Origin of the sequence: Massilia sp. IC2-278, from assembly GCF_020708045.1 — a bacterium.
Lineage (GTDB): Bacteria > Pseudomonadota > Gammaproteobacteria > Burkholderiales > Burkholderiaceae_D > Telluria.
Genome location: NZ_JAJFES010000018.1, coordinates 65483 through 84958, shown reverse-complemented (window position 1 = coordinate 84958; position 19476 = coordinate 65483). Strand labels below are relative to the sequence as shown.

Sequence of the window (19476 nt, the reverse complement as noted above, 5' to 3'; positions counted from 1 at the left end):
CCGATGAAGCGGGAACGATCTCCCGCTTCGATGGCAACTGCTTATTTGTCATGTAAATCCTCCAAGGACATATTGTCCACTATTTGGATGTCCATGAATCCCGGACCCTCTCAACCTGACCCCGGCTTATCAGTGTTACAACAGCATTCCGCCCGACACCTCGATACGCTGCCCGGTCATCCAGCCATTGCCCTCGGCCAGCAGGGCCGCGACGGCGGCGCCGATGTCGTCCGGCTGGCCGGCCCGCCCCAGCGCCGTCATGCTCGCCACCATGCGGTTCAGCTCGGGATTGTCGCGCACCGCGCCGCCGCCGAAGTCGGTCTCGATAGCGCCTGGCGCCAGCGTGTTCACCGTGATGCCGCGCCCGGCGAACTCGCGTGCCTGGTAGCGGGTCAGCACCTCGACCGCACCCTTCGCTGCCGCATACACGCCATAGCCCGGCAGGCTGAAGCGCGTGAGGCCGCTCGACACGTTCAGGATGCGTCCGCCATCGTTCAGCAGCGGCAGCAGGAGCGGCGTCAGGAACACGACCGATTTCATGTGCATGGCGACGATGCTGTCGAACTGCGCCTCGGTGACGTCCAGCAGCGGCGTGTGCAGGCCGGCGCCGGCGTTGTTCACCAGGATATCGAAACGCTCCGCGCCCCACTCGGCCAGGGTGGCGCGCACCTGGCCGGCAAAGGCGGCAAAGCCGGCGCTGTCGCCGGTGTCGAGTTGCAGCGCGGCGGCGCAGCGGCCCAGGGCCTCGATGCGCGCGGCGACTTCCTGCGCCGCGGCCGCGTTGCGCTGGTAGGTGAAGACGATGTCGACGCCGGCCTGCGCCAGGTGCAGCGCCATGCTGCGTCCGAGGCCGCGGCTGCCGCCGGTGATGAGTGCGATACGTTGGATCATGCTGGGCTCCTTCATTGAATGAGCAGCCAGTATATTTTTGCATCCCACATGGATAAACTGGCGAAATTTGCATGCATTCTGCGAATATTTTGCATAATCCAAGGATGAACAAACTCGACCCCATTCGCATCTTCCTGAAGGTCGCCGAGCTGGAAAGCTTCAGCGGCGCGGCCCAGCAGCTCGGCTTACCGAACACGACCGTGTCGGCCAACGTGCGCGAGCTGGAAGAAGACTTCGGCGTGCGCCTGCTGCAGCGGACCACGCGCCGTGTGAAGCTGACCCAGGAAGGCGCTGCCTTCTACGCGCGCAGCCGCGACCTGCTCGACGAGTTCGATGAGCTCGGCGCCATGTTCGACGGCGATGCCGATGGCTTGACCGGACGCCTGCGCGTCGACCTGACGGTCGGCATCGCCGCCAGGATCGTGCTGCCGCGCCTGAAGGAATTCATGGCGCGCCACCCGCGCCTGGAGATCAACCTCAGCACCACCGACCGCCGCGTCGACGTGGTGCGCGAAGGCTTCGATTGCGTGCTGCGCTCCGGCCCATTGGCCGATTCCAGCCTGGTCGCGCGTCCGCTGGGCAGCTACCGCATGGTCAACTGCGCCAGCCCGGCCTATCTCGAGGCATTCGGCACGCCGCGCACGCTGGCCGACCTGGCCCGGCACCGCATCGTCCATTACGACGCCCTGCTGGGCGGCAGCGCCCCGGTATGGGAATGGTTCGACGGCGAGCGCACCCGGCTGGCGCCGGTCGGCGGCATGCTCACCGTGAACGGCACCGCCTGCTTCGAGGCCGCCTGTCGCGCCGGCCTCGGCCTGATCCAGGCGCCGGACGTGGGCATCCGCGCCTACCTCGACAGCGGCGAACTGGTCGATGTATTGCCGGACTTCCGGCCCGAGCCGATGCCGGTCGCCTTCGTGTATCCCTCGCGCCGCTACGTGCCGGCGCGTACCCTCGCCTTCATGGAGTGGGTGCAGGAATTGCTGGCGCCTTACCTCGACCCGCGCTGATCGTGCCCATGTCGATCACGAAGCGGTAGTACACCTCGCCCTTCTCCAGCCGCTGCAAGGCCCCGTTGATCTGGTCCATCGCAATCAGCTCGATGTCCGCCACGATGCCATGCTCGGCGCAAAAGGCGAGCATCTCGTGCGTGTCCGCCGTGCCCGCGGCGCCCGAACTGGCCAGCCGGCGGCGGCCCATGGTCAGCATCAACGGCGCAAAGTCGAAGCTGTCCGGAATCCCGAGCGAGCACAGGGTGGCGTCCAGTTTCAGCGCCGCGATCATCGGCGTCATCGGATAGGTGGCCGACACCGTATCGAGAATGAAATCGAAGCGGTATGCCTGCGCTGCCATTTGCCCGGCATCGGTCGACAGCACGACTTCGTGCGCACCCAGCGCCAGCGCCGCCTCGACCTTCTTCGGCGACGTCGTGAACGCGACCACGTGCGCGCCCATCGCACGGGCAAACTTGATGGCCAGGTGGCCGAGTCCGCCGATGCCGACCACGCCCACCGTCATGCCCGGCCCCACCTTCCAGTGGCGCAGCGGCGAATAGGTCGTCACGCCGGCGCACAGCAGCGGTGCGGCGGCGGCCGGGTCGAGCCCCTTCGGCAGGTGGTAGACAAAGCGTTGGTCCGCCACATAGTGCGCCGAGTAGCCGCCGCGGGTGCGGGTGCCGTCGATGCGGTCGACGCCGTCGAAGGTCTGCACCGGAAACTCGCGGCAGTAGATTTCCATGCCGTGCCGGCAGGGCTCGCAGGCACGGCAGGAATCGACGATCACGCCGATCATGCCCAGGTCGCCGACTGCAAAGCCGCCGACATTGGCGCCGAGCGCCGTGACCTCGCCCACGATCTCGTGGCCGGGCACCAGCGGGAAGGACTGGCCCCACTCCCCGATCGAGTGGATATCGCTGTGGCAGACGCCGCAATACAGTACTCGCACCGCCACGTCGTCGGGACGCGGCGCGCGGCGCTCGAACTGCCAGGGGACGAGCGGACCGCCGCGTTCCAGGGCGGCATAGGCGGCCGTGGTCGTGCCGGCGGCGGGATGGGGTGTGGACGTGCGCATGGACTTCTCCTCCTCGGGGATTTACACTTGATGATTTCTGTAAGCATCCTAACAGGTTTACACATTTTGTAAACTGTAAACATGTCGTTTGAACGTTTTACCCGAAGAGCAAGAATGGAAGCAAAAGAAGAACGCATCCTCGATGCGGCGTTTGATTTGTTCTACCGCCACGGCTACCGCAAGGTCAGCATGAGCGATATCGCCGATGCGAGCGCGATGTCGCGCCCGACCCTGTACGCCGCGTTCGCGAACAAGGAAGCCGTATTCTCCGCGCTGGTGCGGCGCCAGCGCATGCGCAACGAAGCGGCCACCGCCGAGCAGCTTCCGCTTGCGCGCGGCCTGGCAGCGCAGCTGGCCTGCCTGTTCGATATCTGGGTCGTGGCGCCGGCGGCGTCGGTGATCGATTCGCCGAACGGCATCGACCTGCTGGCCAATTGCGGCAGCTATGCGCCTGAGGCGCTGGCCGATATCTATGCCCACCTGGAGCGGCAGCTGGAAGCGGTGCTGGCGCCGGCCATGCACGGCAAGAAGGTGATGAGCGCGCGCGAAATCGCCTACATCCTGCGGGTGGCCACCACCGGCGTGAAGGCGTCGGCGGACAACCTGCCGGAGTTGCGCAAGGTGGTCGCGGGGATGATCAAGATGGCGCTGGCGACGGTGCAGGCGTCCAGGTAGACGCCCCCATCCTGTCACACCACGGCAGCGCTGAACGGCTCGGGCCGCCGCGCAAGCAGGTGCGACAGCCGTTGCAGGCTGGCCTGCAAGCGTGCGCGGTCCTGGATGCTCCCCAGCGAAATCCGGATGGCATTCACCGAAACCTCCCCTGTCGCGAAGGCCTCGGCCGGCGTGACGGCGATGCCCTCGCTGGCGGCCGCACGCGCAAGCTGGGCGGAAGCCCAGTATCCCGGCAACCCGAGCCATACATGCAGGCCGTCGCCCGCGCCGCTGTAGCGCCCCGCCAGGATATCGCGCGCCATCCGGTGGCGCAGGCGCGCCTCGGTGCGTACCCCCTCCAGCAGGCGTCCGGCCGAACCGTCGAGTATCCACTGGGTGGCCAGTGCGGCCGTCAGCGGCGCCGCCATCAGCGCGAATGACCTGAGCGCTACCAGGAAACGTTCGCGCTCGAGCGGGTCGCGTACCAACACGAAGGCGACCCGCAAACCGGGCGTCAGGCATTTCGACAGGGTGGAAATGTAGACCACCTGGTCCGGCGCAAACGCGGCAATCGGCGGCGGCGGGGCCTCGGCCAGCAGCCAGTAGGGGTCGTCCTCGACAATGCGCACCTGGCAGCGCCTGGCGATACTAGCAAGCTCCTTGCGCCGGCGTTCCGGCATGGTGATTGCGGTCGGGTTCTGCAAGGTCGGATTCAGGTAGACCAGCCGTGGCTGGTGCCGGCGGCAGGCTTCCTCGAACATCGCCGGCAGCATCCCGTGCCGGTCCGCTTCCACCGCAAGGATGCGCCGGCCGAACTGGACCGCGGCGGCGCGCAGGCCGGGATAACTCATCGGCTCGGCCAGGATCACATCGCCCGGCTCCGTCAGCGCAAGGAACAGGGCGGCGATCGCTGCCTGCGCCCCCGGGCAGACCAGCACCTGCGCGGCATCGAGCTGTCCGAACATCGGCGCCAGCCAGGCAGCGCCGGCCTTGCGGTCGGAATCGCTTCCGCCGCCCAGGTGATAGGTCATCAGCGATGCATTGTCTGCCCGCATCAAGACCTGGGACAGGCCCTGCTTCAGCATGTCGTCGAAGTCCACGCCGTCCGGCGGTGGCGGGGTGTTCATGCTCAGGTCGAGGATCGCGTTCAATTCGACTTTCGGCGCCGCGACGTAGGTCCCGCGTGCGCCGCGGCCCTCCAGCAGGTTGCGGCGCCGCGCTTCGTCGTAGGCGCGCGTAACCGTCGTCAGGTCGACCTGCAGCTGGGCCGCCAGCTGGCGCTGCGGCGGCAGGCGGTCGCCCGGCCTCAAGGAGCCATCCGCCACCGCCGCCTGCAAGGCATCGGCAATCTGCAGGAAACGCGGCCCGGCGCGCGCAGCCAGGCGCGGCAGCCAGCCTGGCGGATTTTCATCTTGTATGGTTTTCAACTGGGACAATTTGTCTCGATGTATGGAGATTGCTTTTGCGTAGTATGTCCCGAAATAGGCAGCACCACCACCGTTCCACGCCAGCCGCCGTGGTGCTGCGCACGATAGATAGCGTCAACATAGCCTGGAAATACACACATCATGGAATGGTTCCCGATACTCGCCTTTGCATTTAAATTCCTCGTGCTCGGCACGGGGATGTTCTTCGCCATCAAGTGGCACTACGACCAGGGGAAGAAAGGCAGGCATACCGAGCGGCGCGCGGTGCTGCGCACGGCCGTCAAGATCGCTGTCATCTTCGTGGCATTGGTGCTGGTCCTGGTGTACGGCACCTGGCTCCTTGCCACGAAGCTGGGCATGGATTTGAATTTGCCATAAAGGCAGACAGCAGCCGGCGGATATTTCAATGAATACAGCGAGGTTTGACATTAACGAAGATGCACGCGATAAACACGCGCAGCCCTCATGTTCCGCCGCCAGCCATGGATAGCCGCCCACGCATTCGTTGAAGGATCAGTGATACTACCTGGCAAGAGCGCCTATGCGTCGGCGGTGAGCTGGCCAGCTCCGTTTCATGCCTCGCCATCTGCAAGAGCTTGGATACTGAGCTGAAGGTCTTCCGGATCTTGTATTGCGACGAGAAATTGCATGTTCTGGGCATGATAAAAGTCGTCGCATATTTCTGAACGCCTAGAAGCAAAAGCAAGCTGTGGGAAAGGTTTTCCACGCCTGAGACAATCGCTGCCCCACTCTGATAGGCTGGTCGTGGCGCAATCGACACACTTGCAAGCAACAATTGCCGACATTTCTTAATGGCATTACTATTATCACTTTGGCACTTTGAATAACATATACGATCCGATGAAGCCGAGTATTTTCGTATCCATGCGCTTTCTTTCCTCACTCGCTACCGCCATACTGCTCGCGGGTTGCGCCAGCGGCTATCAAAGCACCTACCGCGCCGCAACGGGAATGACCCCGGAACGTATCGCTGCGCTGCGCGCGAACCCTCCACCAGCCGAACCGCTGGTGGAACGCACTTCGGGCAAAGCTGACGACGCATTCTTTAACGCCTATAACCGGCGCGGCTATGGGGTAATCGGCGTCGCTAGCTTTACCAGTAACCGCGGCGAGTCGGACGCGGCCGCCATCAAGCAAGCACGGGCAGTCGGCGCCGATCTCGTCGTCATCGCCGAGCCAGTGCATCGGGGTTCCTCCACGACCCACATACCGCTCACGTTGCCGACCACGACTACCGCGTACACAAGTGGGACAGCCACGGTGTACGGCAGCGGCGGCACCGCCACGGCCGTTGGCAACTCGACCACTACCATTCATGGCACCCAGACGAGCATCATCCCCGTCACGGTCAATCATACCGGCTATGGCGCAGCCTTCTTCATCAAGCAGCGACTGGTGCTTGGCGTGAATACGCGCGCCCTGAACGATGAGGAACGTGCCCAGATGCAGACGAACAAAGGCTTGGTCATTCGTGCTGTCGTCGATGGCTCCGCTGCATACGAGGCGGACCTGCTTGTAGGCGACATCATCCTCAGTATCGACAACCACGTGGTGACGACGCCGGAATCGATGAACACCCTCCTCGACACGAAGCGCGGGCAGAGCGTTAATATCAAGCTGAGCCGTCAAGGCAAAATAGTCGAGAAGGACGTTACGCTCGGGACGTGACCTCATCGCGGCGTGGTCGCCTGTGAGTCCGGCAGCTGAGTATTGTTGGTCACAAGATATCCAGCTCTGCCCCGACAGTGCTCCGCCGCTACAAGCGGTTTTCCGCTACATCCGAGCGTACGGTGTCCCTGCACGTATAGAAGCTGGTTATCCATGGCTTTCACTTCCGCCGGCAGAACCATGAACGCGCGCTGATCAGCAGGCAATCTAACCAGGGGAGCACCGGCGCTCCCCCTCGCCGGTGCACAGTTTCACATTACCTCAGGTTCACGTTCCGGCGCCTGCCCTTTACCCCATGCACCCAGGTGTACAAGGCCGGCAGGATCAGCAAGGTCAAGGCGGTCGACGACAGGATCCCGCCGATCACCACGGTTGCCAGCGGCCGCTGCACCTCGGCGCCGGTACTGGTCGCCAGCGCCATCGGCAGGAAGCCGAGCGAGGCCACCAGCGCCGTCATCAGGACCGCCCGCAAGCGCACCTCGGCCCCTTCGCGCATCGCCCGTTCCGGCCCATGCCCCTGCTCGCGCAAGCCGCGCACGAACGAGATCATCACCAGCCCGTTCAACACCGCCACGCCCGACAGCGCAATGAAGCCCGCCGCCGCCGAGATCGACAGCGGCAGCCCGCGCAGCCACAGCGCCAGCACGCCGCCGGTCATCGCGAACGGAATCCCGCTGAACACCAGCAGCCCATCCTTCACGCTGTTGAACATCAGGTACAGCAATGCGAACACCAGCGCCAGCGCCGCCGGAATCACCAGGCCCAGGCGCTTGCTGGCCGCTTGCAGGTTCTCGAACTGCCCGCCCAGGCTGAGCCAGGTCCCGGCGGGCAGCTTCACCTTCGCCAACGCGGCATCCAGCTCGCCGACGAAGGAGCCGAGGTCGCGCTCGCGCACGTTGGCCGTCACCACGATGCGGCGCTTGCCGTTCTCGCGGCTGACCTGGTTCGCCTCCGGCACGAAGGCCAGCGTGCCGATCTCGGACAGCGGAATGCTGGCCGCGTGCCCGTTCACCGGCGGCAGCGCGATCGGCAGCTGGCGCAGGCTGTCGATGTCGTTGCGCGGCCCTTCCGGCAGGCGCACGGTGATGGCGAAGCGGCGGTCGCCCTCGAACACCATGCCGACGTCGCGCCCGCCGACCAGGGTGCCGAACACGTCCTGCACGTCGGCCACGTTCAGGCCATAGCGCGCAGCCTTGATGCGGTCTACCGTGAGGGTCAGCGCCGGCAGGCCTTCGGTCTGCTCGACCTTCACCTCGACCGCGCCGCGCACGCCGTTCAATACGCGCGCCACCTGCCGTGCGGTGGCTTCCATCGCCTCGGTGTCGTCGCCGAACACCTTCACCGCCACGTCGCTGCGCACGCCGGAAATCAGCTCGTTGAAGCGCAGCTGGATCGGCTGCGAGAACTCGTAGCTGTTGCCGGGGATGCGGTTCGCGGCCTCGGTAATGGCGTCCACCAGCTGGGCATGCGTCTTGCGCGGCTGCGGCCACTGGGCGCGCGGGCGCAGCATGATGTAGCTGTCGGCCGCGTTCGGCGGCATCGGGTCAGTCGCCACTTCCGATGTGCCGATGCGCGCGAACACCCGCTCGATCTCGGGGAATTCCTTCAGTAGCGCGCTTTCCAATTGCTGCTGCATGGCCACCGACTGCGACAGACTGGTGCCGGGAATGCGCATGGTCAGCACGGCCAGGTCGCCTTCATCGAGGTTCGGCGCGAACTCGGTGCCGAGGCGTGTGGCCAGCACGCCGGACAGCAGCACGCTCAGCAAGGCAAAGCTCAGGGCCACCGGCCGGTTGCGCAGCACCCAGTCCAGCATGCGCCGGTACAGGCCGCGCGCATGGTCCATGATCCGGTTCTCGTGCTCGGGCACAGCCTTGTTCACGAACAGAGCGACGGCCGCGGGCACGAAGGTCACCGACAGGATCATCGCCGCAGCCAGGGCCATGACCACGGTGATCGCCATCGGATGAAACATGCGCCCCTCGATGCCGGACAGCGCGAAGATCGGCAGGTAGACGGTCATGATGATCAGCTGTCCGAACAGCAGCGGCCGGCGTGCTTCAAGCGCCGCCGCCGCCACCTCGGCAAAGCGTTCCTCGCGCGTGAGCACCTTGCCCCGTGCCGCCTGCGCCAGCCCGAGCCGGCGGATGCAGTTCTCGACGATCACCACGGCGCCGTCGACGATGATGCCGAAGTCGAGCGCGCCCAGGCTCATCAGATTGGCGCTGACGCCGGCCTGCACCATGCCCGTGAACACCATCAGCATGGTCAGCGGGATCACCAGCGCCGTGATCAAGGCCGCGCGCAAATTGCCGAGGAAGAGGAAGAGGATCGCCACCACCAGCAGCGCGCCTTCGACCAGGTTGTTGCGCACGGTGGCGATCGCCTTGTTGACCAGCACCGAGCGGTCGTACACCGGCAAGGCCTGCACGCCGGCGGGCAGCGAGCGGTTCACCAGGGCCAGCTTGCTGCGCGCGGCTTCGGCCACGGCGCGGCTGTTCTCGCCGATCAGCATGAACACCGCGCCCAGCACCACCTCGCGCCCGTTCTCGGTGGCGGCGCCGGTGCGCAGCTCGCGTCCGTACTGGACCTCGGCCACGTCGTCGACGTGGATCGGCGCACCCTCGACCACGTCGAGCACGATGTTGCGGATCTCGTCCAGGGACTTGACCTGCCCCGGCGTGCGCACCACGAACTGCTCGCCGCCGCGCTCGATGTAGCCGGCGCCGGCACTCGCGTTGTTGCGGTCGATGGCGTTCACCAGCGTGGCCAGCGACAGGCCGTGCGCGGCCAGGCGCTCCATGTTCGGCGCCACCTGGTATTCCTTCAGGTAGCCGCCGATGGTGTTCACCTCGGTCACGCCGGGCACGCCGCGCAGCTGGGGCGCGACGATCCAGTCCTGGATTTCGCGCAGGTCCTGCGGCGTGTAGGGCGTGCCATCGGGCTTGCGCGCGCCCTCCTTTGCTTCCACCGTCCAGTAGAAGATTTCGCCGAGGCCGGTGGCGGTCGGCCCCATGCCCGGTTCCAGGCCCGGGGGCAGCGCGGCCCTGGCCCCTTGCAGGCGCTCGTTCACCAGTTGGCGCGCAAAGTAGATGTCGGTGCCGTCCTCGAACACCACGGTCACCTGCGACAGGCCGTACTTCGACAGCGAACGGGTCTGCTCGAGGCCGGGCAGCCCGCTCATCACCGTCTCGATCGGGAAGGTGATGCGCTGCTCGACTTCCAGCGGCGAATAGCCGGGCGCGCCGGTGTTGATCTGGACCTGCACGTTGGTGATGTCCGGGACCGCGTCGATCGGCAGGCGGCCGTAGTGGTAGGCGCCGAGGCCGGCCAGGCAGAGGGCGGCAAAGACCACCAGCCAGCGCCGCGCGATGGCAAATGCAATGAGTTGCTGGAACATGGCTACCCTTCAGTGATCGTGCTCGGCTTCGCCCTTGCCGAGATCGGCCTTGAGCACGAAACTGCCGACGCTGGCATACGGCGTGCCGGCGTCCAGCCCTTTTACGATTTCGGTACGCTTGCCGTCGGAACGGCCGATGCTCACGTCCTGGGCGCGGAATCCCGCGTTTGTCCGCACGAAGACCACGCTGCGCTCGTGCACGGTCTGCACCGCATCGGCGGCCACCGTCACGGCGACGCTGCCCGGCTGGCCCATCAGGTCGACGTCGGCCAGCATGCCGGGGCGCAGGCGTCCGTCGCGGTTCGGCAGGATTACGCGCGCCGTGGCCATGCGCGTGGCTTCGCCCAGCACCGGGCCGACGAACGAGACCGTCCCTTCGAGTTCGCGCGGCTGGGCGGCGATGCTCACCCTGGCCGGCATGCCCGCGCTCACCTGGGCCAGGTTCACGCCCGGCACCGCCGCTTCCACCCACACCTGCGACAAATCGGCCACGGTCAGCAGCAGCCGCGTTTCGTCGACCGACTGGCCGGCGACGACCGGACGCTCGATCACCACGCCGTCATACGGGGCGCGCAGGGTGACGGTGCTGGACACGCTGTCGGACGCAGCGTCACGCCCGGCCCCGATGCCGAGCGCGTCGAGGCGGCTCCTGGCAGCTGCGGCGGCGATGCGCGCTTCCTGCAGCGCGGCCTGGGCGGCGTCCAGGTCCTGGCGCGCCGAGATGCCCTGCTCCCACAAGGTTTGCTCGCGCGCCTGCACCGTCTGCGCGAGTGCCAGGCGGGCGCGGGCGGCGGCGGCATCGGCGCGCCAGCCGGCCACCGCCGGGCTGTTCACCGTCACCAATGCCTGCCCCTTCTTCACATAAGCGCCGTTCGACACCAGCACCGATTGCACGATGCCGGCGGACGGTGCGGCCAGCGCCACGCTGCGTTCGGCGTTGGCTTTCACTTGCGCCGGCAGGTGCAGGCGTTCCTGGATCAGGGCGGGCTTCGCGTTGTCGATGGCGATGCCGGCGGTCTTGATCTGCGCCGCGCTCATGGCGATGGCGCGCTCGTCCTCGTCCGCATGGGCGGGCGCGGCGCCTGGCGCATCGTCGTGGCGGTCGTCGTGGCCGTGCGAATCGGCGTGGCCAGTATGCTCGCCGCCCTGTTGAGCACTGCCCGTAGCGCCGGGCTGGCGCCACAGCATCAGCGCGGCAAGAATGGCGGCGGCCGCGCACATCAGCGCGATCGTGATGGTCTGTTTCCGGTTCATGGTTGTTCCCGTCCTTCTTGTTCGATGGCGGCGCCGGCGAGGCGTGCGATGTCGGCCCAGGCGCGCCAGGCTTCCTGGGTAGCGGCCCACTGGCGCGACTGGACCCGGGCCAAGGTACGCTGGGCGTCGAGCACGTCGAGGAAGGCGAACTTGCCGTGCTCGAAGCCGGTCAAGGTCAGTTCATAGGCCGAGCGCGCGCTCGGGATCACCTCGGCACGCAGCAGGTCCGCATCGAGGCGCGCCTGCTCGTAGCGGGTGTACGCGGCGCCGAGTTCGGACGCGGCGTCCGTTTCGGCGGCGGCCAGCTCGTCGCGCGCCTTGTCGCTGCGGCGCAGCGCCGCCAGCAATTTGCCTTCGTTGCGATTGAAGAGCGGCAGCGGCAGCGAGACGCCGACCACGGCCTGGCGCCGGCCCACGTCGTCGGTCTTCTGGCTGCCGACGGTCAGCGTCAGGTCGGGCAGGCGCGCGGCGCGTTCCACCTGCGCCTGTGCTTCCTGGGCCGCCAGCTGGCCGCGCGCGCGCCGCACCGGCAGCGACTGCGCGGCCTCGGCCAGCAGCGCCGGCAGCGGCTTCAGGGCGGGCAGCGGTGCGTCGTCGCCGGGCGCCAGCACCAAGGCTTCGCCCGGCCGTCCGACCAGGGCGCCGAGGCGGGTGCGCGCAACGGCCAGGTCGGCAGCAGCGGCATTCAGCTCCGTGCGCGCCTCGGCCGCAGCCAGGCGGGCACGGGTTTCGTCGATCGGCGAGACCTTGCCGGCCGCGACCTGGCGTGCGGCCACATCGATGCTCTTGCCGGCCAGGGCTGACAGCGCCTGCGCCAGCGCCTGGCGCTCCTGGGCTGTGCGCACGCCGTACCAGGCGGCGATGGCCTCGGCGCGCACTTCCTGGCGCAGCGCCGCCAGCTCGTCCCTGGCCTGCGCCGCCGTGCTGCCGGCAAGCGCCACGCGGGCGCGCCGCTTGCCGCCCAGTTCGATCGGCTGGCTGATCTGGACGGTGGTGGTGCGGGTGCCGGCCTGCTCGCCTTCGCGCAGGTATTCCAGGGTGGGATTCGGGTAGCGGCCGGCTTGCGCGGCCTCGGCGGCACTGGCCGCGGCTTCGTGGCCGGCGGCGCGCAGGCGCGGGCCGTCGAGGGCGAGACGGATCGCGCCGGGCAGGTCTATGGGTTCGGGCTGCGGGGGCGCGGCGGCTGCACAGCCGAACGCCCATGCCGCCACGATCCCGGCGGCGAGATGCCGCAAGGGGTGGTGTGTCATGCTTGGCTCCTGATGAAAATGGAAATCAGGCGCGCAGGCGGGCGGGAGCCGGCTGGCTCCGCTTTTCAAGCATCCTGCGCGCTACTCGGCGCGCGCAGGCCACTTGGGACGTTCGGGGCGGGCCGCCGGGGGCGAACTCAGGAAGGGAGACACGCCGGCAACCGGCGTCGATTCGTGGCGCTGGCCCGGCACGGCCGTGTCGCCCGGGGGAAGGTAGATGATGTGCCCGAGCATGCAGGACGGGCAATGCGGATCGGCCAGGGGCGACGCGCCGTCGTCGGCCACGAAGGCCGGCTCGAACGTAGCGGCACCCGGCTCTCCTTCGGCCACGTGATGGGTGACGCCGTTCGGCGTCGTCACGCAGCACTGGTCCGCCATGGCCAGGGCAACCTGGAGCGGATAGACCAGCAGCAGAATGATGAGGACCCAGCGGCGCATCGGAATAGATCGGAATACAAATCGTGAAAGGGACATGCCCGTTCCTGCCATGATACTTGGTATTCCGGCCACTGGCGAATCATCCAGGCAATCGCCGATCCGGACGGCGATGTCCGGCGAAGCTGGTTCATTTCGCATACGACAACAACCGCAGCGCGTCCACGATACATGTTCAACAATACCCGTTGCCCCATCACAACAGCCGAGTTCGCTGCCGACGTTTCCACGCGTAAATTTATCGACTTTTGGGGACGCGTTCGCTAAAGTCGGTTCGTGCCCCAGGCACAGTGCCGCCTCGCCGGCAACGCAGCACCGGCCCCACCGGCCGCGCCGCCTTCTTCCCTTCGCCGCCCGTGCGCAGCGAGGGACCCATGAGAACAACGAAACCATGTACCCCATCCATTTTCCTGGCAAGGGTTTGTCCTGCGCCGTGCGCGCCAGCCTGCTGGCATGTTTGATGACCGGCGCCGCCTGCGCGGCCGAGGACGGCGCTCCGGCGTGGAAGCTGTCCGGCTTCGGCACGCTCGGCGCGGTGCACTCGAGCGAGCGGCATGCCGACTACAGTTCCTCGGCGCTGAAGGCCGATGGCGCGGGGCGCAGCCATGCCTGGAGCACCGACGTCGACAGCAAGCTCGGCGGCCAGATCGACCTGCGCATCGATGCGCGCTGGTCGGCGGTGCTGCAGGTGGTGACCGAGCAGCGCCTGGACTACAGCTACCGCCCGCAGGTCGAATGGGCCAACGTCAAATACCAGGCCACGCCGGAACTGTCGTTGCGCGTGGGCCGCATCGCGCTGCCGATGTTCGTCGCCGCCGATTACCGCAAGGTCGGCTACGCCTACCCCTGGGTGCGTACGCCGGTCGAAATCTACGGCGCGGTGCCGATCTCGAACAGCGACGGCGCCGACCTCACCTGGCGCTGGAACGGCGAAAGCATGCGCGGCACCACCCAGGCTTACGTCGGCCGCACCGAGATGTCGCTGTACCAGGGCGCGCGCCTGCGCGGCAGCGGCATCGCCGGCCTGTCGCAGACCGTCGAAATCGGCGACCTGAGCCTGGCCGCCTCGATCGGCACCACGCGCCTGACGGTGTCGCTGTACCCCGAACTGTTCGCCGGCCTGCGCGCCTTTGGCGAACAGGGCCAGGCCCTGGCCGACGCCATCATTACCGAACGCAAGCGCGCCACCGCCGCCAGCATCGGCCTGAACTACGATCCGGGCAACTGGTTCGTGATGGCCGAGGCCGGCCACTACCGGGTCGATTCCTTCCTCGGCACCACGAACTCCGTGTACGCCAGCGGCGGGTACCGCTACGGTGCGCTGACGCCGTATGCCGGCTTCGCGCGTATCTCGGGCAAGAAACCGTCCGGCCCGCATGCCCTCGACCTGGACGGCCTGCCGCCCGAATACGCCGCCGCCGGCAGCGCCCTTAACGCCGGCCTGGACACGCTGCTGCGCACCATCGCCTCGCAGACCACGCTCTCCGCCGGCCTGCGCTGGGACGCGGCGCCGAACGTGGCGTTCAAGCTGCAGTACGACCGCGTGACGCCGCGCGGCGGCTCGCGCGGCACGATGATGAACCTGGGCCCGGCCTTCCGCTCGGGCCAGACCGCGCACGTGGCCAGCGCCACGGTCGATTTCGTATTCTGAGGACGCCATGACGACTCTTGCAGCCAAGCTGCTCGGCGCCGCCGCCCTCATCCTCGCCTGCGCCTGCGCCCGGGCCGGCGACCTGGTCGTGATCGTTTCCGCACGCAGCAGCGTCGAGACGCTGCGCACCGACCAGGTGGCCGCGATCTTCCTCGGCCAGAGCGCACGCTTTCCCGGCGGCGCCCTGGCCACCGCGCTCGACCAGCCGATCGGCTCGGCCGAACGCGACCAGTTTTATGTGCGCGTCACCGGCAAGACCCCGGCCCTGCTCAAGGCGCACTGGTCGAAGCTGGTGTTCACCGGGCGCGGCCAGCCTCCGCGCGAACTGCAGGACAGCGTTGCCGTACGCCGCGCCGTGGCCGAGGATGCGGGCCTGATCGGCTACATCGACCGCGAAGCACTCGATCCCAGCGTGCGCCAGGTCCTGCTGGTGCGGTAAGGAATATTATGCCGACTATCCAAGCCAAAGCCGGCCGCCTGGCCCGCCGCGCCCGTCTCACCCGCTGGCTCGGGCGCGGACTCGAGACCCACATCGCCCTGCCCGTGTTCGCGCTGCTACTGGTGGCCGCCATGTGGGTACTGACCCTGCGCATCATCGATGCCGACCATGCGGCCGCCGCCGTGGCTGCGCGCACCGCCGCCCAGGAACGCCTGGACACCTACGAAGCGCAGATGGCGCGCAGCCTGAACGGCATCGACCAGACCCTGAAGGTGCTGAAATACGCGGTCGAGACCAAGGGCGCGCAGGGCGCGATTCCTGCGCTGCGCGAACAGGGCCTGCTGCCGCCCGCCCTGGTGTTCGTGGTGGCCGTGACCGACCGCGGCGGCCGCATCGTGGCGAGCAATCCGGACGAAGGCGCGCTCGACGTCTCGAATGCCGCCTACTTCCTCTACCACCGCGATAACGACGAGGGCGAGCCCTTCGTCAGCGCCACGATGGCCGACGCCGCCAAGGCCGAGCCGCACCTGCACTTCACGCGCCGCATCAACGACGCCGATGGGCGCTTTGCCGGGATTGCCATCGTCGAGGTCGAGCCGGCCTATTTCACCAGCGCCTATGAACCTGCGCGCGATGGCCGGCACGGCATGCTCGGGCTGGCCGGGCTCGACGGCGTGATGCGCGCGCTGCGCATCGGCGAAAACATCAGCTGGGGCCAGCGCATCGAGCTGGGTTACGGCGCGCCGGGCGCCATCACCCTCGGCCACGGGCTTCCCGACGGCGTGGCGCGCTATACCGGCGTCCAGCGCCTGCACGGCTTCCCGCTGGCGATCGTGGTGGGCCTGGCCGAGGACGAACAGTTCGCGCCATATGCAGCGGCGCGCCGCACCTGGCTGCTGGCCGCGGCCGGCGCCAGCGCCCTGCTGCTGCTGGTGGTGGCGACGATTTCGCTGTGGTCCTGGCAATTGGCCAAGGCGCGCCGGCGCGCCCACCGCGCCCAGGAAACCTATGCCGCCGCCTCCGAGGGCAGCCTGGACGCGTTTTGCGTGATGCGCACGGTGCGCGACGCGCGCGGCCTGGTCGCCGACTTCGAGATCGAGGCCACCAACACCGCGGCCGAGGGCATCTTCGGCATGAGCAGCGAGGCCCTGCGCGGCCAGCGCCTGTGCGCGCTGCTGCCGCACTACCGCAACAACGGCATCTTCGACGACATGGCGCTGGTCGTCACCACCGGCCAGGCGCGCGAGGGCGAATGGCTGGCGTCGTCGGTCGCGGCCCGGGGCCGCTGGCTGCAGCGCCAGGTGGTGCCGGTGGAAGACGGCATCGTCGCCATCGTGCGCGACATCACCGAGCGCAAGCTGGCCGAGGAGCGCATCTTCCACATGGCGCACCACGACGAACTCACCGGCCTGCCGAACCGTAACCTGATGCACGACCGCATCGACCAGGCGATCCGCAACGCGGCGCGCGCCGGCAGCGGCGTGGCCCTGGCCTTCGTCGACCTGGACGGCTTCAAGCTGGTCAACGATGGCCTCGGCCACAAGGCCGGCGACGAACTGCTGAAGGTGGTCAGCAAGCGCATGGGCGCCTGCCTGCGCCGCAACGACACCCTGGCGCGCTTCGGCGGCGACGAATTCGTGATCCTGCTGCCCGACCAGGGCCAGGACCCGCTGGCGCTCACGCCGCTGCTGGAAAAGATCCGCGTGGCCGTGACCGAGCCGGTACAGGTGGCCGGCCAGGCGGTGCAGGTCAGCTGCAGCATGGGCGTGGTGATGTACCCGCGCGACGGCGCCGACGCCAGCGCCCTGCTGATGAACGCCGACGCCGCGATGTACCGCGCCAAGGACCTGGGCTCGAACAACTTCCAGTTCTATGCGCGCGAGATGAACGCCAGCGTCGAGGAAAAGCTGATGCTGCTCGACGGCCTGCGCCATGCGGTGCAGGAGACGCTCGAGAGCGATGGCGAGGGTGCCGGCAAACCCGGCGGCAACCGCTTCCACCTGCTGTACCAGCCGAAGGTCGACCTGAAGAGCGGGCGCATCTTCGGCGTCGAGGCGCTGATCCGCTGGCACCACCCGGAGCACGGCGTGGTGTCGCCGCAGCGCTTCATCGGCCTGGCCGAGGAAAGCGGCCTGATCGTGCAGATCGGCGAATGGGTGGTGCGCACCGCCTGCCGCCAGGCCCAGATCTGGCGCGCCTGCGGCCTGCCGCCGATCACCGTGTCGGTGAACGTGTCGGCGCGCCAGTTCGAGGAATCGCGCCTGGTCGAGCGCGTGGCGGCCGCGCTGCAGGACTCGGGCCTGCCGCCGGAGCTGCTGGAACTCGAGGTGACCGAGAGCCTGATCATGCGCGACTTGCAGAAGGCGGTCGACAAGATGCGCGAACTGAAGGCCATGGGCGTGTCGCTGTCGGTGGACGACTTCGGCACCGGGTATTCGAGCCTGTCGGCGCTGAAGAGCTTCCCGATCAGCCGGCTGAAGATCGACAAGTCGTTTGTCAGCGAACTGGCCGAGAATCCCGACGACCAGGCGATCGCGATGGCGGTGATCTCGCTGGGGCACAAGTTGAATTTGAAGGTGATCGCCGAGGGCGTGGAAACCGAGCAGCAGTGCGCCTTCCTGCGCGAGAACGAGTGCGACGAGATGCAGGGCTACTTGTTCAGCAAGCCGGTGACGGCGGGCGAGATCGAGGATATGGTGGAGCAGTATGTGGCGCGGCCGGGGTCGTGTGCGCGCTTGCAGGTGGGGGCGTTGCAGCCGCAGGCAGCGTTGGCGCTGGCGGGTTGATACGTGGCTGGAATCGGGCCACTTCCCGTACGGTGGGCACTCTGTGCCCACGCGGATGTGTGATGTGTGTTGGCTTCGTTTGATGCCGGCGCTATGCGTCGTGTTGGCTGCTGCCCGGAATGGACGTTAGCGCCTATTCTTTGAGACACGCTGTCTCGGTGCTTGTAGCGCGTCCGGTATGAAGCCGCCGATGACGCGACGTTCCGCGTGGGCACAGTGTGCCCACCGTACGGTTCACGCTACGTCCAGAAGCTTGCGTACCAGTGCTTCGGCATCCACATCGATATTCATCAGGGCCGCATGCGCGGGCCTGACAAAACCCTCTTCCTGCTGGTGCCGTGCAAACGCCACCAGCCCATCGTAGAAGCCTTCCGTATTCAGCAGCCCGATCGGCTTGGCATGAATCCCCAGCTGCGCCCAGGTCACCATCTCGAACAGTTCTTCCAGCGTGCCGAACCCGCCCGGCATGGCAATGAAGCCTTCCGACAAATCCGCCATCATGGCCTTGCGCTCATGCATGTCCTTCACCACGAACAGCCGCGTCAGCCCGGCATGCCCGACTTCGCGCTCGACCAGCGCACGCGGGATCACGCCGGTGGCCTCGCCGCCCAGGCGCAGCACTTCGTCGGCGATCACGCCCATCAGGCCGACCTTGCCGCCGCCATAGACCAGGGCGATGTTGTGATCCACCAGCGCCCGCGCCAACTGGCGCGCCGCGTCGGCGTAGAGGGGCTTGGCGCCATTCGAGGCGCCGCAGTAGACGGCAATCGATTTCATCAGTGTTCCAGTAATCAGGAAGGGTCGCGCGCTTCTTCGGGGAGCTTCTTCAGGTACTCCTCCGAGAGCTTCTCGAACAGCAGTCGCGTATCGCCGCGCAAATACGGCCCGAGCATCGACAGCACCTGGTAGCAGCCGCGCGCCAGGGCGTCGGCGATGGCCTGCTGCTCGCTGTACTTGCGCGGGTTGCGTACGTATTCGTAGGACAGCCAGTAGGTGGCGACGACCACCATGTTGGTGGCCATGGCGCTGATCTGCTGGTCGCCGGCGTCGAGCGAATTCTCGCTGCGCAGGTCTTCGCACAGCTGGCGCGCGACCTTGATCTTGTGGGCCAGGATGGCCTTGAAGTGCAGCTCCAGCTTGCGGTTGCGCGACAGCAGGTCGTTCAGGTCGCGGTAGAAGAAGCGGTAGCGCCAGATCAGCTCGAACATCAGGTGCAGGTAGAGCCACACGTCTTCCATGTTCGAGCGGCGCCCCGCCGGCACCGTGAGGATGCGCTCGATCTCGGCCTCGAACTGCACGAAGATCGAGTTGACGATGTCGTCTTTATTGCGGAAGTGGTAGTACAGGTTGCCGGGCGAGATGTTCATCTCCTCGGCAATGACGGTCGTCGTGATGTTCGGCTCGCCGAACTCGTTGAACAGCCTGAGCGAAAGCTCGAGGATGCGTTCACGGGTGCGGCGTGGTGCTTTCTGTAGCATGGAAGGCGGCGGAATTTGTGTCAGCCGCAAGCATAACATCGAACGCGATGGC

At 67.1% G+C, this 19476-nt stretch carries 16 protein-coding genes; 7 read left to right on the top strand and 9 right to left on the bottom strand.

The window, feature by feature from the left end; all coding sequences use genetic code 11:
• Nucleotides 1-135: 135 nt before the first annotated feature.
• On the bottom strand, nucleotides 136-891 hold the full coding sequence (locus LK540_RS22625; protein ID WP_374041387.1) for an SDR family NAD(P)-dependent oxidoreductase: 756 nt from the start codon (nucleotides 889-891) through the stop codon (nucleotides 136-138).
• A 104-nt stretch (nucleotides 892-995) separates the two neighbouring features.
• Here LK540_RS22625 and LK540_RS22620 point away from each other — a divergent pair, with 104 nt between their 5' ends.
• Entirely contained in the window at nucleotides 996-1901 is a 906-nt protein-coding gene (locus tag LK540_RS22620) for a LysR family transcriptional regulator (protein WP_229439650.1), read from the top strand.
• Here the strand turns inward: LK540_RS22620 and LK540_RS22615 are convergent.
• Nucleotides 1852-2961, bottom strand: coding sequence for an NAD(P)-dependent alcohol dehydrogenase (locus LK540_RS22615; protein ID WP_229439649.1), 1110 nt, complete (start codon nucleotides 2959-2961; stop codon nucleotides 1852-1854). The two genes, LK540_RS22620 and LK540_RS22615, sit on opposite strands and share 50 nt — an antisense overlap.
• Nucleotides 2962-3075: 114 nt before the next feature.
• Here LK540_RS22615 and LK540_RS22610 point away from each other — a divergent pair, with 114 nt between their 5' ends.
• Nucleotides 3076-3636 carry a TetR/AcrR family transcriptional regulator gene (locus LK540_RS22610; RefSeq protein ID WP_229439648.1) on the top strand — a complete coding sequence of 187 codons (561 nt, stop codon included), beginning with the start codon at nucleotides 3076-3078 and terminating at the stop codon, nucleotides 3634-3636.
• Between the two features lie 14 nt (nucleotides 3637-3650).
• Here the strand turns inward: LK540_RS22610 and LK540_RS22605 are convergent, their stop codons facing one another.
• Nucleotides 3651-5033: a PLP-dependent aminotransferase family protein gene (locus LK540_RS22605; protein ID WP_229439655.1), complete on the bottom strand. Its 1383-nt coding sequence runs from the start codon at nucleotides 5031-5033 to the stop codon at nucleotides 3651-3653.
• Between the two features lie 150 nt (nucleotides 5034-5183).
• Here LK540_RS22605 and LK540_RS22600 point away from each other — a divergent pair, with 150 nt between their 5' ends.
• Together LK540_RS22600 and LK540_RS22595 are read left to right on the top strand one after the other, a co-directional pair.
• Nucleotides 5184-5420: a hypothetical protein gene (locus tag LK540_RS22600; protein ID WP_229439647.1), complete on the top strand. Its 237-nt coding sequence runs from the start codon at nucleotides 5184-5186 to the stop codon at nucleotides 5418-5420.
• A 483-nt stretch (nucleotides 5421-5903) separates the two neighbouring features.
• On the top strand, nucleotides 5904-6731 hold the full coding sequence (locus LK540_RS22595; protein WP_229439646.1) for a PDZ domain-containing protein: 828 nt from the start codon (nucleotides 5904-5906) through the stop codon (nucleotides 6729-6731).
• Between the two features lie 256 nt (nucleotides 6732-6987).
• On the opposite strand, the gene LK540_RS22590 is transcribed toward LK540_RS22595, so the two are convergent.
• The 4 genes from LK540_RS22590 to LK540_RS22575 form a co-directional block, all read right to left on the bottom strand.
• Nucleotides 6988-10131, bottom strand: coding sequence for an efflux RND transporter permease subunit (locus LK540_RS22590; protein ID WP_229439645.1), 3144 nt, complete (start codon nucleotides 10129-10131; stop codon nucleotides 6988-6990).
• Between the two features lie 9 nt (nucleotides 10132-10140).
• Nucleotides 10141-11385 (bottom strand): efflux RND transporter periplasmic adaptor subunit, encoded by a 1245-nt coding sequence (locus LK540_RS22585; RefSeq protein ID WP_229439644.1) that lies wholly within the window; start codon nucleotides 11383-11385, stop codon nucleotides 10141-10143.
• Nucleotides 11382-12635, bottom strand: coding sequence for a TolC family protein (locus LK540_RS22580; protein ID WP_229439643.1), 1254 nt, complete (start codon nucleotides 12633-12635; stop codon nucleotides 11382-11384). Before LK540_RS22580 ends, LK540_RS22585 begins: the two co-directional genes overlap by 4 nt.
• 81 nt (nucleotides 12636-12716) lie before the next feature.
• Nucleotides 12717-13109: a hypothetical protein gene (locus LK540_RS22575; RefSeq protein ID WP_229439642.1), complete on the bottom strand. Its 393-nt coding sequence runs from the start codon at nucleotides 13107-13109 to the stop codon at nucleotides 12717-12719.
• Nucleotides 13110-13461: 352 nt separating this feature from the next.
• Between LK540_RS22575 and LK540_RS22570 the strand changes: the two genes are divergently transcribed.
• Genes LK540_RS22570 through LK540_RS22560 form a run of 3 tightly spaced genes read left to right on the top strand, consistent with a single transcriptional unit; the run spans nucleotide 13462 to nucleotide 17946 of the window.
• Nucleotides 13462-14721 carry a porin gene (locus LK540_RS22570; protein WP_229439641.1) on the top strand — a complete coding sequence of 420 codons (1260 nt, stop codon included), beginning with the start codon at nucleotides 13462-13464 and terminating at the stop codon, nucleotides 14719-14721.
• Nucleotides 14722-14728: 7 nt separating this feature from the next.
• Nucleotides 14729-15160 carry a phosphate ABC transporter substrate-binding protein gene (locus tag LK540_RS22565; protein WP_229439640.1) on the top strand — a complete coding sequence of 144 codons (432 nt, stop codon included), beginning with the start codon at nucleotides 14729-14731 and terminating at the stop codon, nucleotides 15158-15160.
• An 8-nt stretch (nucleotides 15161-15168) separates the two neighbouring features.
• Nucleotides 15169-17946 carry an EAL domain-containing protein gene (locus LK540_RS22560; protein WP_229439639.1) on the top strand — a complete coding sequence of 926 codons (2778 nt, stop codon included), beginning with the start codon at nucleotides 15169-15171 and terminating at the stop codon, nucleotides 17944-17946.
• A gap of 234 nt (nucleotides 17947-18180) precedes the next feature.
• On the opposite strand, the gene LK540_RS22555 is transcribed toward LK540_RS22560, so the two are convergent.
• Nucleotides 18181-18723, bottom strand: coding sequence for a TIGR00730 family Rossman fold protein (locus LK540_RS22555; RefSeq protein WP_229439638.1), 543 nt, complete (start codon nucleotides 18721-18723; stop codon nucleotides 18181-18183).
• Between the two features lie 14 nt (nucleotides 18724-18737).
• Nucleotides 18738-19424, bottom strand: coding sequence for a TetR/AcrR family transcriptional regulator (locus tag LK540_RS22550; protein ID WP_229439637.1), 687 nt, complete (start codon nucleotides 19422-19424; stop codon nucleotides 18738-18740).
• Nucleotides 19425-19476: the final 52 nt, after the last annotated feature.